Source organism: Allobosea sp. RIT-PG3_2, from assembly GCF_057321085.1.
This window is the reverse complement of record NZ_JBXWCA010000011.1, coordinates 1-13,174: the sequence shown is the minus strand read 5'-3', so window position 1 is coordinate 13,174 and position 13,174 is coordinate 1. Positions and strand designations below refer to the sequence as shown.

The 13,174-nt window shown below is 60.1% G+C and carries 13 protein-coding genes; 6 read left to right on the top strand and 7 right to left on the bottom strand.

Going from position 1 to position 13,174, the window contains the following annotated elements:
• The first annotated feature begins 275 nt into the window (after nucleotides 1–275).
• Together AC2FAN_RS23925 and AC2FAN_RS23920 are read left to right on the top strand one after the other, a co-directional pair.
• Entirely contained in the window at nucleotides 276–1,247 is a 972-nt protein-coding gene (locus tag AC2FAN_RS23925; protein WP_485176614.1) for a GDP-mannose 4,6-dehydratase, read from the top strand.
• 49 nt (nucleotides 1,248–1,296) lie between these two features.
• Nucleotides 1,297–2,232 carry a GDP-mannose 4,6-dehydratase gene (locus AC2FAN_RS23920; RefSeq protein ID WP_485176613.1) on the top strand — a complete coding sequence of 312 codons (936 nt, stop codon included), beginning with the start codon at nucleotides 1,297–1,299 and terminating at the stop codon, nucleotides 2,230–2,232.
• 448 nt (nucleotides 2,233–2,680) lie between these two features.
• On the opposite strand, the gene AC2FAN_RS23915 is transcribed toward AC2FAN_RS23920, so the two are convergent.
• The 6 genes from AC2FAN_RS23915 to AC2FAN_RS23890 form a co-directional block, all read right to left on the bottom strand.
• Complete coding sequence (locus tag AC2FAN_RS23915) at nucleotides 2,681–3,286, bottom strand: class I SAM-dependent methyltransferase (protein WP_485176612.1); 606 nt, start codon at nucleotides 3,284–3,286, stop codon at nucleotides 2,681–2,683.
• A 19-nt stretch (nucleotides 3,287–3,305) separates the two neighbouring features.
• On the bottom strand, nucleotides 3,306–3,716 hold the full coding sequence (locus AC2FAN_RS23910; protein WP_485176611.1) for a GtrA family protein: 411 nt from the start codon (nucleotides 3,714–3,716) through the stop codon (nucleotides 3,306–3,308).
• A 53-nt stretch (nucleotides 3,717–3,769) separates the two neighbouring features.
• Nucleotides 3,770–4,477 (bottom strand): class I SAM-dependent methyltransferase, encoded by a 708-nt coding sequence (locus tag AC2FAN_RS23905; protein ID WP_485176610.1) that lies wholly within the window; start codon nucleotides 4,475–4,477, stop codon nucleotides 3,770–3,772.
• A 6-nt stretch (nucleotides 4,478–4,483) separates the two neighbouring features.
• Nucleotides 4,484–5,476, bottom strand: a complete 993-nt coding sequence (locus AC2FAN_RS23900) for an NAD-dependent epimerase/dehydratase family protein (protein WP_485176609.1) — start codon at nucleotides 5,474–5,476, stop codon at nucleotides 4,484–4,486.
• On the bottom strand, nucleotides 5,473–6,486 hold the full coding sequence (locus tag AC2FAN_RS23895; RefSeq protein ID WP_485176607.1) for a glycosyltransferase: 1,014 nt from the start codon (nucleotides 6,484–6,486) through the stop codon (nucleotides 5,473–5,475). The genes AC2FAN_RS23900 and AC2FAN_RS23895 overlap by 4 nt, the downstream gene beginning before the upstream one ends.
• Before the next feature lie 563 nt (nucleotides 6,487–7,049).
• Nucleotides 7,050–7,859, bottom strand: a complete 810-nt coding sequence (locus tag AC2FAN_RS23890) for a rhamnan synthesis F family protein (RefSeq protein ID WP_485176606.1) — start codon at nucleotides 7,857–7,859, stop codon at nucleotides 7,050–7,052.
• A gap of 451 nt (nucleotides 7,860–8,310) precedes the next feature.
• On the opposite strand from AC2FAN_RS23890, the gene AC2FAN_RS23885 reads away from it, so the two are divergent.
• Nucleotides 8,311–10,152 (top strand): glycosyltransferase family 2 protein, encoded by a 1,842-nt coding sequence (locus tag AC2FAN_RS23885; protein WP_485176604.1) that lies wholly within the window; start codon nucleotides 8,311–8,313, stop codon nucleotides 10,150–10,152.
• Between the two features lie 611 nt (nucleotides 10,153–10,763).
• Here AC2FAN_RS23885 and AC2FAN_RS23880 read toward each other — a convergent pair.
• On the bottom strand, nucleotides 10,764–11,012 hold the full coding sequence (locus AC2FAN_RS23880; protein ID WP_485176602.1) for a helix-turn-helix domain-containing protein: 249 nt from the start codon (nucleotides 11,010–11,012) through the stop codon (nucleotides 10,764–10,766).
• A gap of 123 nt (nucleotides 11,013–11,135) precedes the next feature.
• On the opposite strand from AC2FAN_RS23880, the gene AC2FAN_RS23875 reads away from it, so the two are divergent.
• From AC2FAN_RS23875 to AC2FAN_RS23865, 3 genes are all read left to right on the top strand, one after another.
• Nucleotides 11,136–11,528, top strand: a complete 393-nt coding sequence (locus AC2FAN_RS23875; RefSeq protein WP_485176601.1) for a hypothetical protein — start codon at nucleotides 11,136–11,138, stop codon at nucleotides 11,526–11,528.
• Between the two features lie 282 nt (nucleotides 11,529–11,810).
• Nucleotides 11,811–12,545, top strand: coding sequence for an ERF family protein (locus tag AC2FAN_RS23870; protein ID WP_485176600.1), 735 nt, complete (start codon nucleotides 11,811–11,813; stop codon nucleotides 12,543–12,545).
• Nucleotides 12,545–13,174 (top strand): lambda exonuclease family protein, encoded by a 630-nt coding sequence (locus AC2FAN_RS23865; RefSeq protein ID WP_485176599.1) that lies wholly within the window; start codon nucleotides 12,545–12,547, stop codon nucleotides 13,172–13,174. Before AC2FAN_RS23870 ends, AC2FAN_RS23865 begins: the two co-directional genes overlap by 1 nt.

Below are 13,174 nucleotides of genomic sequence, written 5' to 3'. Positions count from 1 at the left end.
GCTGCGCCTTTTGAAACGGCCTGCCCTCTGGAGCGTTTGGCATCGTCGCCGAGCATTCCGGAGACGACTTCGTGCCTACCTGCCGAAATAGCCAGACATGCGGCGCGAGCCGCGGCGCGAGCCGCGTTTCAGGCTAGCTATCACGCCGTTGGAGCCGGAGCCCGATGCTGGCAGCACGAGGCTTGCGCCGCGGCCTGCGACCCCGTACGGATGGCGCTGAGCAAACCACCGCGCCATTTTCGATCAATAGGGCGTGAATAGACGGTAGAAATGGCATGAAAAAGCGCGCACTGATAACCGGAATTACTGGCCAGGACGGCGCCTATCTGTCGCAACTTCTGCTTTCGAAAGGATACGAGGTTTCCGGCCTCGTTCGACGCTCGAGCACGGCCGACGTCAATGACGTCCGGTTGAGGTGGCTGGGTATCGCAGACAAGGTCAATCTGATCGATGGTAACCTGCTCGACCTTTCGGGGCTGATAAGGACCCTGCGTGAGGTCAAGCCTGACGAGATCTACAATCTCGCAGCGCAGTCCTTCGTCAAATCATCTTGGCAGCAGCCGATTTTGACCGGTCAGGTGACCGCGCTTGCGGTGACGAATGTCCTGGAGGCGATCCGCCTCGAGTGCCCGCATGTTCGTTTCTACCAGGCGTCCTCCTCCGAGATGTACGGCCTGATCCAGGAAAGCATGCAATCCGAAACCACGCCGTTTTACCCCCGCTCGCCCTACGCTGTCGCCAAGCTCTACGGCCACTGGATCACCATCAATTACCGCGAAAGCTACGGCATTCACGCGTCCAGCGGAATTCTGTTCAATCACGAATCGCCCTTGCGCGGCATCGAGTTCGTGACCCGAAAGGTCACGGATGGCGTGGCACGCATCAAACTCGGCCTCGCCAAGGAACTCCGGCTGGGCAATATCGACGCCAAGCGCGACTGGGGACATTCGCGCGACTATGTCGAAGCGATGTGGCTCATGCTCCAGCAGGACATCGCTGACGACTACGTCGTCGCGACCGGCAGGACGACAACTGTGCGTCAGATGTGCCAGATCGCGTTCGAACACGCCAAACTGAACATCGACGACCATCTGATCATCGATCCGCAATTATTCCGCCCTGCCGAGGTTGACGTTCTGCTCGGCAATCCGGCGAAGGCGAAGGCCAAGTTCGGCTGGGAGGCCACGACTTCGCTGGAAGAGATGATTGTGGAAATGGTAGAGGCCGATCTCAAGCGCCTGACTTGAGTTCTGGCGCCCGCTGATAAGGCAAGCTCCAAGGAAGCACAGACCCTGCATGAACTCCAAACCTTGGCGGATTGCGGTCACGGGCGCCGCCGGCTTCGTGGGATCCGTTTTTCTGAGGCATGTCGCCGAACAGCGCATACCAGGCATCGAAGGCGTTTCGATGTTCGGTTCCGCCGCTGGCGACATACGAGAGCCCGGGCAGGTCTCGCAGGCCATTGCGGCCATGCGTCCCGATGTCCTGCTGCACTTGGCCGCGATAGCGGCACCATCGGCTGCACGGGCTGATCCCAGCGCGGCCTGGCACGTCAACGTGCTGGGCACACTCCATATTGCTCAGGCCATTCGCGAGGCGTCACCGAACACCCGCCTCTTGTTCGTCGGCAGTTCCGAGGCCTATGGCGGCAGCTTCCTGACGTCGCCCTCCCCCCTCGCCGAGACGGCTGCCCTTTTGCCGCGCAACACCTATGCCGCCACCAAGGCCGCCGCCGACCTGATGATCGGGCAGATGTCCGTGGACGGGCTCAATGCGATCCGGTTTCGCCCGTTCAATCACAGCGGACCCAGCCAGACTCCGGAATACGTCCTGCCGGCATTCGCGCAACAGGTCGCCCGGATCGAAAACGGCCTGCAGCCTCCGATCCTCAGTGTCGGAAACCTTGAAGCTGAACGTGATTTTCTCGACGTTCGCGACGTTGTTCGGGCCTATTTTCAAGCAGCGCTACCGGACGCCGTCGTCTCGGCCGGGACGGTGTTGAACGTGGCGACAGGGAATCCGGTCCGTATCGGGCGGATGCTCAGCATGCTGCTGAAGCAGGCGAAGGTGCAGATCGAGGTCCAGACGGACGCCGCGAAGTTTCGGCCCAACGATATTCCGCGCGCATCGGGTGACCCGGCCGCGGCGCGCGACCTTCTAGGGTGGGAAGCCGAGATCCCGCTTGAGCAGACGATCACCGACGTCCTGAACTTCTATCGCGCACACAGCTGACCGCAAGCCTAGGAGAGCGGACGTGGTCGCGACGCCCGTTGCCCGGATCAGACTCGTCATCGTGACCGCGAAGATCAGGATATGGACGACGGCGACGATATACGCGGCCTGAACGGAAGCCTCCGCCAAGCAGAAATTCAGCCCCTCAAAAAAATAGAACAGATAATAGGGAGAGGCGCGGGATTGTAGTCCAGCGCTTCGAAGGTCGACGAATCCAGCAAGGGCTCGCCCGCTTGGACATCCCGGGGAAACTCGCAGAAGAGCCGCTCGACCAGGTATACGGCGTCGCATACGAGGCGAGGCCCAACACGTCAGAAGATATGGCCCATAGAATCAGGCAACCCCTCCGATCGACAGCACGAAGATCCGCATTCTGGCAAGATTGAGTCGCCGCGTTTTAAAATATGTAACTTTGCGATCGGCTAAAAAAATCGCCGCGAATACATCATTAAATTTTCCCTGCTAGACCAACAACGAAAGTATATGGAATTCTAGAGTAATTCTCTCTTATGTGTAAATCGACAGTATCGAAATTCTGACCAAGAATTTTACGATACCCGGCTTCGTCGCGAACGAATTGCCCCCGATCGTTGTCGAGCATCCATTTGCGGAACGCTGACTGTCCCTGTCGGTAACACCCGTCGAGAGAGAAGAGGGTGCCGCCCGCCGCCAGCACGGAACGGATGTTGCCAAGCGTGATAGTGAGCTCGTCGTCAGAAATATGGTGCAGGACGCCATTCATCATCACGATGTCGACCGGCCCGAATTCCGACGCTGCGGCGGCATCAAAGAAACGGCAAAAAAACCGCCCGCGATCCCCGAATTGAGTGTTTGCGTGCGCGATATACGACTCGTCGATATCAAAGCCTACGTAGTCGACCCCTTCGGGGAGATACTTTACAATGTACCCCGGCCCGCAGCCGATATCGATGATGCGCATACCTGGCCGGATATCGAGAAACTCGGAGATCGCCTTCACGCGCGCGCCGAAGAATCCGCCGAGTTCTTGGAACGATTGGTATACAAAAGGCAACTCAAGTAATCTCTTGATCATCGATAGTATCTTTCGTGATTTATTTCGGGCGAACGGACTGAGATGGCTCCCGCTGGATGCCTCGTCGCCGGAAAACCCACCAATTCATGGCGGCGAAGTTCACCAAGGGCACAAGGACGATCGCCCCGACCATTCCCACAGCGTAGTGGAGACGCAGCAGATCGACGACGACGCCCATGGACAGAACTGTGAGCAGAATATTGAAGGTGTGAAGCAAGGCAAATCTCGTCAGATCTCCGGCGAGCGAACCTGCCGACCTGAACGAGAACCGTCTGTTTCCGACGAAATTCAAAGGCATAGAGGCTAGATAGCCCGCGACGGAGGCCAGCTTTGGATCGGTTCCGGCCAGCCTGACAAACAGGGCCGTGACAACGGAAAAAATTGCCCCGCTGAGAACACCAACCAAGCCAAAGCGAATCGCCTTGACCAACAGCCGATCCGAAACGGCCTGTCGGGCCAGCCAGCGTGTGAAACTCGAGAACGTCACGCGGTCGCAGCCACGTAGTACTGTCCGCCGAAAGGGAGCCTTGCGAAAAGCTGGTCGACGCGGCGCAGCAAGCCATTCGCCGGCGGGACGGACAGGATGTAGCGCGAGACGATGTCCTTGAACCCGGCCTCCCGGTACAGCGCCTCCGTGGTCTCACTTCGCATCAGCACGGCATCCGCGTCGAACGGGCATTGGTTGACGGCGCGCATCGTCAGCGGATTGCGAGGATTGTGCTCGAAGATCAGCGCCAGACCGCCCGGTTTCAGCACGCGGCGCATCTCGCGGGCGAAGCCCTGCCACTGCGAAGGCGGCACATGGTGCATGACGCAGATCGTGAAGGCGACGTCGAACGTGCTGGTCTCATAGGGCAAGGTCACGCCATCATAGACCTTGTAGTCGACAGTGGCGTTGCGCCCGCGGGCCGTCTCCACGCAGGCGGCGGAGATGTCGACGCCGGACAGGGCCTTGAAATGCGGTGACAGCAGGGAATGATAATTGCCGACCCCACATCCGACATCGAGGGCCGAAAGGTCCTTTGGCGCTCCTTGGCGCGCCTGCGTGACATCGATGATATAGTCGGCCTTCACCTTCGTGAAGAAATCCGTCGACAGCCCGGTAAACGACACGGAGGCATCGACAGCGTTCGAATAGGTGTCCTTGTAGCTATCGAACGTCTTTGCCGTCTGTGATTGCTGGGGATCCATAGTCCCTTAACCTCCATTTGACGGAGCTATGTTCCTGGGAACAGATTGCCTAGCCCCGGCTTCGAACGCCCCCGACAACTGACGCATTACCAAGCGTATTCCCGTTTCGAGATCGGTTGGCCGCCAGCCTACAGGCAGAGCCGATGGTCGGAAGGTGATGTGGCTGGCGTTCGAAGGCTGCACGTCTAGCTTGAGGTAGAGCGGATTTCCAATCACTTTGCTCACGACGCGGACTATTTCGCTCACTGATGCAGGTTTGCCGCTGGCCAGGAGATAGGTTTGCGACTGCGTCCCTGGCCGAATGATCCGCGCCGCGATGAATGTGGCGATGTCGGTAGCGAGGACATAGTCGCGGACCGTGTCCATCCCACCAAAAATGCGCGAGACCGAGTGCCGCTTGGCGTTCAAGATCAAGGTGTTGATCAGGCCCGACCGCCCGCCATCCCCGCTGAAGCCATAGATCGAGGTCGGGCGATAGATCTGGGTCACCATCCCCGCAGGCAATCGACCGACTAGCCCTTCCTGCTCCAGCTTGGCCACACCATAGGGCCTTAATGGCTGCGGCGGGGATGCAAAGTCAACGAAGCGCTGTCCTTCGAACAATCCCCCTGCCGAACTCAGCAGATGGAAGCCAGCCCTCGCGCCCGGCACGAGCGACGATACAGACTCCGTCCAGTTCAGAATATCCCTGAAGGATTCCATCTCCCGGGCCAGTTCATCGGGCCCGGCTCCGAAACCGGCTTTCCCGGCAGCCCAGACGATGTCGAGCGCTTGAATGCCGGCCGTATCGCGTCGCGCAAGGAGCGCATTCGTCAGCCCGGTCAGATCATCCGCTCGTCGCGATGCGTCATTCCAATCCAGCGGCAACTCGACGAATGTTGCACCGCCACGACGCCTCAGCGCGTCGACGACGGCTCTTCCAACGAGCCCGGCTCCGAAGAGAGCGACCGCCTGGCAGGCGCCGCTCCCCGGATACCCCTGGCGGAAGATCAGGATCATGCCGCTTCGGAAGCAAAATACCGTGCAAGGGGCTCATCGATCGAGCGATCCACGGCGAAGAAGCTCGGCTTGCCATGAGCCGCGAGAACCAGAGTCGAGAGATACTCCAGGGCCAGCGCGACCATGAACGTGATGAATCCTCCAAAAAATACGATCGTCAGCATGAGAGACGTCCATCCGGTCACGACGATGCTCGCGGGCGAGATGACTTTCTCCACCAGCAAGGCGCCTGCGCCGATGACACTCGCCACCACGATGGCCATGCCAACCAGACCGAACAAGCGAACAATCTTGACCTGGCTCGATATCAGCAGACGCCGTGCATGGCTCAAAAGGCGAGAAAAGCTATAGCCGCTCTTCCCGCTGCCGATGAAGCGCCGGTCCTTGAGTTCCAGGTCGCGAAACCGGACCCGGTTGGTGAACCACGACAGGGCCACATCGAAATAGGTCTCATAGCCGCAGACGCTCGACGCCGCCCGTGCCAGCGAGCCTCGGATCAGCCGGAAACTGTTGAAATGAACGATATTCGCGTTTCCTGTCAGAAACACCATGAGCCGCTTGAACCCTTTCGAGGCCCAGTCCCTCATACGCGCCTCATGAACCGCGCTGGCGGGCCGTGCATAGACGATATCGCCCCCTTCGATCACAGCCTGCTTGAGCAGCGTCTCGATCTCCACCGGTGGATGCTGGAGATCCTCGTCGAGGGTGACCACCCAATCGCCGGAGCTGTGCAGGACGCCCGCAATGGTTGCGGCATGCTGGCCGAAATTCCGCATCATATGGACGACCGTGAGCCAGTTGTGTTCCTTGGCCAGACCGTCCAGCAGGGCCGGCGATCCATCGATAGCGGAATCGTCGACAAGAATGACCTCCGACAGGTCCATCGGCGCGCCGCGTTCATGCCAATCCGCCCGAACCCTCCCCAACTCATCGATAAGGTCGCGCAAATACGCCTCGCCCGAATACACCGGGACAACCACGGAGACGGAGATGCTCGAATCGTAAGCCATCAAAAGGGACCTCGGTTTATCGACCGCTCCAGCGCGATCAGATCGCAACGAGAGATGAATGGCTCTCTTCCAGGCGCGCCCAAGCGATCTACGAGAAACCGACCGCAGATGCTAGTTTTGAATGGCGGCCGAGTCGCTTGCGCCGCTCCTTTCCAGCCCTTTGCCGCCAGTCGCTTTCCGGAAGCTCCGACGCAATGAGCTCGCATGTTGACGAACCGGCGCCGGCAGAGCCCTGAATTCAAACTTGCTCTGGACTTCCATCGCGTGCGTGGCTGCCCCAGACTTCTGCAGGGTGCCGCTCGTCACATCCAGCCTCAGCGCGCCTTGGCATCCGCGGCGCTTAGATGGTAGTGGCCGCTTCAACCACATCTCCTGCGAAGAAATCAGCGCCGCGCAGACCGAAGATCTTGCGCCTGTTACGCGCCGCCACCGGCGTTACCGGCCCCATATTGAAACAATCTGGCATTTTACCTTCTAGCTGCGGCGCCCCACGCGTTGTAGCGGTCAAGACCGGCTGGCTGTCCGAGAAACCAACACCCAGCCCCGACGGATATTCGCGACGATCACAAAACCTGCCCCTTGAGATCACGTACAGTGAACCCGCGCGACCAGGCCGCAATCGTAAAGCACCGCTCGACGGCGTGGTGCAAAGTGCCATCGAGCTGACGCGCCTCCGGTTCGAAATCCTCCGGCCGCAGGGCGAGTTCACGCAACGACGCCAGCGCGGCCGGGCGAAACCAGAACATCGTGCCTTCGAAGAAACCCAGCCGGATCGCGCCCTCAGGGGCCTGCATCCGTTCAGCGACCTCGCGCGTGCGCACTTCGTTGGCCATCCAGTAGGACGGTGTCGCCCGCCAGCACTGCCGCCAGCCGACGACCCCGGTCGATGCCTGCTTGAAGGCCGACAGTGCGCGGCAAGTGGCGTTCCAATCGCCGCACAGCTTGTCGAACATCAATTTGCGGCGGATCTCTCCATCCAGCAGATGGGGGCTGCGCTTGGTATGCAGTTTCAGGACGGCGTCATAGCCGTCGAGCGCGCCTGACTCGAGCACGGCCAGAAACGGAGCGATGTCACGGCCGCGATTGTCGTGTTCATGAATGAACACGACCTGCGCGCCGATCACCGCCTCCCTCAGCAATGCGCTCCGCTCCGGCGGAACGGTGACATGGACCGGCGTTCCGACCGGGAGCAACGCCTGGCAGGCCAGGATTTCGTTCATCAGGTCCGGGTAATAAGCATGAGCGACGATGGCCACCTTGAGGCCCGGCCATTCGGCCCGTGCTCTTCGGACAGCCCAGCGCTTCCGCAGAGATCTGCCGGTATCCGACACGAAAACGGCACCAAGCGTCAGCCCGGCCACCTTCTGCAGCACATGGCGAGCGTAGGCCTTGCCTCGAACAAGGATCGGCGGCTTTGAGGGGGGCGAAGCACGGACAATCACGGATGGGGAATCACCAAATGAGGCATGGACCGGCCAACGACCATTTCAACACATAGCATCCCTGTTCCCACAAGCGGCCTGAGCTTTTGTAGTCAGGACATGTACGCAAGCGGCATACCCACCGGTCACACGGATAGCGAGGCGCCCGGAAAGTCGAGACTGCGTTTCTCGACAATACCGCTGGAGCTTCGCGGTAGATGGGAGACCGAGCGAACATGCATTTCCTGCATGAACTGAATTGAACGCATTCTGGCGGGGAAGGCGGTCATCGCAGCGGGCGTGCTTGAACGGGTCACTGTCTCGCATTATTCGTTGTCAAATCGATATCATTCCCTCGGCGCAGAAAGCCGTAGAATTCAAGCGGCGGAGTAGACCAATCGTCATGCCGAGCATCACGGAGCCGCTCTGGCGCGCAGTTCGCCGTGCCGGAGGGCTCGGCGCGGCGCTACGGCGGGTGACCGACGTCCTTCGCAGCGAGGGTGCACGCGGTCTTCTCCGTCGCCTTCAGCGAACCGTCCGGCAGGAGGCACGCTACGAAGACTGGATCGCGCGGTTCGACGACCGGCCCGAGGATGATCGGGCCGCCATGGACGCTCTATTGCGAGCCCTGAGGGAGCGGCCGCTTTTCTCCATCATCATGCCGGTGTTCGAGACTCCCGCCGCCTTGCTCGAAGCCGCGGTATTGTCCGTGCGGAGCCAGATCTATCCGCACTGGGAATTGTGCGTCTGCGACGATGGATCGTCTAGTCCTCGCATTGCGGCGTTCCTGGACAGCCTCAGCCGAGAGGAGCCGCGCATCAAATGGACCCGTCTCACACGGAACCAGAACATTTCCGCCGCTTCGAATGCATCGCTCACCCTTGCCACGGGCGATTGGATCATACCGCTAGATCACGATGACCTGCTTCGGCCGCATGCGCTGCTCGAAGTCGCGCTCGCCGCGGAGGCAAACCCGTATGCGCGTTTGATCTATTCGGACGAGGACAAGATCGATGCCTCCGGGACTAAGCGTTTCGATGCTCACTTCAAGCCCGACTGGTCTCCCGATCTCCTCCGGTCGTTCAACTACGTCAGTCATCTGGCTGCTCTAAAACGGGAAGACGTGCTCAGGGTCGGCGGCTGGACACTCGGCCTGGAGGGCGCTCAGGACCACGATCTGTATTTCAAGGTCACCGAGACACTAGATCGCCGCCAGATCCTGCACATCCCGAAGATCCTTTACCACTGGCGCGTGGCAGAGAACTCCACCGCCGGAAGCGATGCGGCCAAGCCCTACGCCGTAGCAGCAATGGCAAGCGCAATCGCCAGCCATCTAGAGCGCACAGGGCGTGAAGGCGACGTAACCCTTCTCGATGACGCGCCTGTCGCCAGGGTTCGCTATCGCCTACCCAAGCGCGCGCCGCTCGCGACGATCATCATTCCCAATAAGAACATGGCGGCACTCATACGAGCTTGCATCACCTCGATCCGCTCGAAGACCATTTATCCTCATTACGAAATCCTGATCGTGGACAATGGATCGACCGATTACGAGACGCTAAGGCTCTACGACGAGTTCAAGCGACAAGGGATCGTGATCGCGGACTACCCGGCTGAGTTCAACTACTCGGCAATGAACAATCTCGGGATCAGGGAGGCAAAGGGCGAGGTCTTGGTTTTCCTGAACAACGATACGAGCGTGATCGGGGAGGACTGGCTGTCCGAACTCGTCGTCCACGCCATACGACCAGAAGTGGGATGCGTCGGCGCCAAGCTTTATTTCGATGATGATACGATCCAGCATGCAGGCGTTTTCGTCGGCGTCTGCGGCATTGCCTGCCATCCCTATCGCGGGTTCGATAAAGGTGATTTCGGCTATTTCGGTCGGCTGCGAGTGACCCAGAACCTAAGCGCCGTTACCGCCGCTTGCCTCGCCGTCGAGCGCTCGATTGCGCTGGAAGTGGGCGGCTTCGACGAAATCGCGTTGAAGATTGCACTGAACGACGTCGATTTCTGCCTTAAAGTGCATGCTGCCGGTTATTATAACGTCTGGACACCGTTCGCCGAACTGTATCACTTCGAAAGCAAAACGCGCGGCTATGAGATCGGGCCTGAAAAGCGCGCCCGCTTCCAACGGGAAAGCGAGATACTGAACGAGCGTTGGCAGCAATATGTCACGCTCGACCCGTATTACTCGCCTCATCTGACCCGAACGAACGAAGCCGTCACGATTCGGACAGAGTAGGCGATCCGCGCGCGCGCCCTGCCATCTGTTTGGCCTCCTGTAAGGCCAAAACGGAGGCGGATCGGGCTTATAATTGCCACGACCTCATCAGGCAGCGTCGACCCAGGAGGGGGATGCATGCCTCGTAGACTTTGTCGAGCTGACTGGGCTGCGACAGATTTCAGGGCGTTGAGGTTGTCCCGAATTGGCTGCCTTTAATCCCCCCGACGCGCCTGCTTTCAAAATCACGCCCAGCCGCCGCCGACACATGCTTGCCCATCATCGCGATGAACTCGTGGACGCTATAAGTTGGCTGCCCTGACGGATTCAGTCAAAAAAACAATTGGAAACTCCAAATTTGGGGTCCCTCACATCAGATTGTGTTTCGACGCTTTCGATGCGGATTTTGTCTTATTAACTACCCAGGCAGAAATCGGCTCGCTCGCATAAACGATAATGGGCTGATCATTTCTCGTGATCTTGGCTCGACCGCATAACGAGTACACAGTGCTCAGCGCAGTAAGAATGCTTCTAGGGGAACGCCGGCAGCTTGATCGCGATACGTTCAACATGATGGCGCGTGCCATTTTTCGGCGGCCGTTCATCTTACCATTTGGGGCCAACTGAAAGCGCTATTCTCTACTCACCCCGTCAGCGCGCTTCGCCAGTCTCACGCCCGCGCCCGCGCCATTCTCAGGAATGAACAGCACGCCGGCAGCTTCGAGCGCAGTCCGCATCCCCAAGAGGTTGTTGTGCGATGGGTTGCGGCGACCTTTCTCAAAATCACGGATGGTGGACAGGCCGAGATGAGCTGCTTTGGCGAGCTCTTCCTGCGACCACTCGAGCAGAGCGCGCGCGGCGCGTGATTGGGCTGGGGTCATCATTCTGCGAGGGATAGCACGGCACGACGAATTTTGTCGAGTGTCGACGCTTTCCGTTGACTCCTGCCACCATACAACGCTAATCGTCGTTTAACGACGAATTTCGTTTATGGAGTAGAGCAGATGCTTCTCACCGCGGCAGACGGCCGAACCATCTTCAACATGTCCGCGATCATGCGCCGGGCTTTCCAGCTCGGCCGGTTTGCCCTGCAGCTTTGCCGCAGCACGCTTGAGCGAGACCACCAGCGCTCGCACTGGCTGAAAAGGGCTTGGGCGGAAGCCAAGCGCGAAGCTGCCGAATTCGCCCGGCGTCAAGCCCGGGAGGCCGAAGTGCGTATCGCGCTGGCCGCGAGCGCAAGGGAGAGCGCCGCTCTCTCAGCCAGTCTCGGAAACAACCCGCTCGCCATCCAGAACGCGCTGCTGCGCGAGACGATGCGCGACCGCATGAACTTCGCCGCTGTCGCCCGCCTTGAGGCCGCGCTTGTCGCCATCCTGGCGGCCAAGCAGCTGCATTGACCCATTCGATCCTGAGGAGAGATCTCATGCCCATAGCCGCCCGCCGCCATTCACCGCTTGAACTCGCCATTGTGGACGAGCCTCCAAGCAGAGCGTGCGATCTCGATCAGGGGGCCAGTCTCGGGGACCTTCAGCCGCAGCAGCCACCGCCCGAAGTGGTCCGACGCCTGACGCCCACCGAACTCGCCGCGGAGTATCGCCGCTGGATCGTCGGCGTCTCGCCACGCCGCCGCTGACGCCCGCCACCTGCGCTGCATTGTCCTCACAGCCCGAGATGTCCCGATGAACCAGATCGTTCCAATCAATCCGCTCGCCTACACGCCCGGCGCAATCTGCGCCCTCACACCGCTCGCCATGATCGGCCAGGCGGTTGAGCGCGGCGCCACTGTTAAAACCCTCGAGAAGCTGATTGAGCTGCATCAGCACTGGGAAACCAGCCAGTCGCGAAAGGCCTTCGATACCGCGATCGCCGAGGCCAAGGCCAAGATCCCGGTGATCTCGAAAAACCGCGAGGTCGATTTTACCGCGCAGCGCAGCCGCACGCATTATCGTTATGAAGATCTGGCCGAGATCGCTCGAACGGTCGCCCCCATCCTGGCCAGCTTTGGCCTGGCCTATCGGTTTCGCTCGGCGGTCGAGGGATCGCTGGTCAAGGTGACCTGCGTTTTGTCGCACCGCGACGGTTATTTCGAAGAAAACCAGCTGGCTGCCGCGATCGACGAAACCGGTAAGAAGAACGGCATCCAGGCGATCGGCTCGACGCTGACCTATCTGCAGCGCATGACCCTGAAGGCGTCCCTGGGGTTGGCAGCCTCCGATGACGACGACGGCAAGGCAGCCGGAATAGCGGTGCCGATCAACGCCGATCAGATCCGAGAGCTGCTCGCCTTGCTAAAGAGCGTCGGCGCACAGAAGGCAGCGCTGCTGCGCTTTTTCAAGATCGACGCGCTGCCGGATCTGCCGGCGGTGAAGTTTGATCAGGCGATCGCCATGCTCAACGCCAAGAGGGTGTCGTGATGAGCGCACCCGACATCATCGCGTGCGACCAAGGCAGCGAGGCGTGGTTTCGCGCACGCATGGGCATCCCGACCGCCTCCGAATTTGCCGCGGTGATGGCGAAAGGTCGCGCGGGCGGGGATAGCAAAACCCGCCAGACCTATCTCTACAAACTGGCCGGCGAGATCATCACCGGTCAGCCGATGGAAAGTTTCAGCAACGGCCACATGGAGCGCGGCAAGATCCTGGAGGATGAGGCGCGCTCATTCTACGAGTTCATAACCGACACGCCCTGCCAACGGATCGGGTTCCTCCGCAATGGCCGCAAGGGCGCTTCGCCGGATTCGCTGGTCGGAGGGAACGGCCTGGTCGAGATCAAAACCAAGCTGCCCCATCTCCTGATCGAGACGCTTCTCCGCGGCGAGTTTCCGCCCGAACATAAGGCCCAGTGCCAGGGTCAACTCTGGGTCGCCGAACGCGAATGGATCGATATCGCGGTCTATTGGCCGCAGATGCCGATCTTTGTGACCCGAGCGGTCCGTGACGAGGCCTACATCAAAGAGCTCGCGGATGCGGTCGATGCCTTCAACGCGGAGCTGGACCTCACCGTCGCAAAAATCCGGGCCTATCGGCAGCCGAGGGCGGCGTGA

Excerpts from the sequence above, each read along its gene's own strand:
- AC2FAN_RS23885 (WP_485176604.1), top strand. The coding sequence starts at position 8,311 with ATGCCGAGCATCACGGAGCCGCTCTGGCGCGCAGTTCGCCGTGCCGGA.
- AC2FAN_RS23875 (WP_485176601.1), top strand. The coding sequence starts at position 11,136 with ATGCTTCTCACCGCGGCAGACGGCCGAACCATCTTCAACATGTCCGCG.
- AC2FAN_RS23915 (WP_485176612.1), bottom strand. The coding sequence starts at position 3,286 with ATGATCAAGAGATTACTTGAGTTGCCTTTTGTATACCAATCGTTCCAA.
- AC2FAN_RS23865 (WP_485176599.1), top strand. The coding sequence starts at position 12,545 with ATGAGCGCACCCGACATCATCGCGTGCGACCAAGGCAGCGAGGCGTGG.
- AC2FAN_RS23900 (WP_485176609.1), bottom strand. The coding sequence starts at position 5,476 with ATGATCCTGATCTTCCGCCAGGGGTATCCGGGGAGCGGCGCCTGCCAG.
- AC2FAN_RS23870 (WP_485176600.1), top strand. The coding sequence starts at position 11,811 with ATGAACCAGATCGTTCCAATCAATCCGCTCGCCTACACGCCCGGCGCA.
- AC2FAN_RS23920 (WP_485176613.1), top strand. The coding sequence starts at position 1,297 with ATGAACTCCAAACCTTGGCGGATTGCGGTCACGGGCGCCGCCGGCTTC.
- AC2FAN_RS23880 (WP_485176602.1), bottom strand. The coding sequence starts at position 11,012 with ATGACCCCAGCCCAATCACGCGCCGCGCGCGCTCTGCTCGAGTGGTCG.
- AC2FAN_RS23925 (WP_485176614.1), top strand. The coding sequence starts at position 276 with ATGAAAAAGCGCGCACTGATAACCGGAATTACTGGCCAGGACGGCGCC.
- AC2FAN_RS23895 (WP_485176607.1), bottom strand. The coding sequence starts at position 6,486 with ATGGCTTACGATTCGAGCATCTCCGTCTCCGTGGTTGTCCCGGTGTAT.
- AC2FAN_RS23905 (WP_485176610.1), bottom strand. The coding sequence starts at position 4,477 with ATGGATCCCCAGCAATCACAGACGGCAAAGACGTTCGATAGCTACAAG.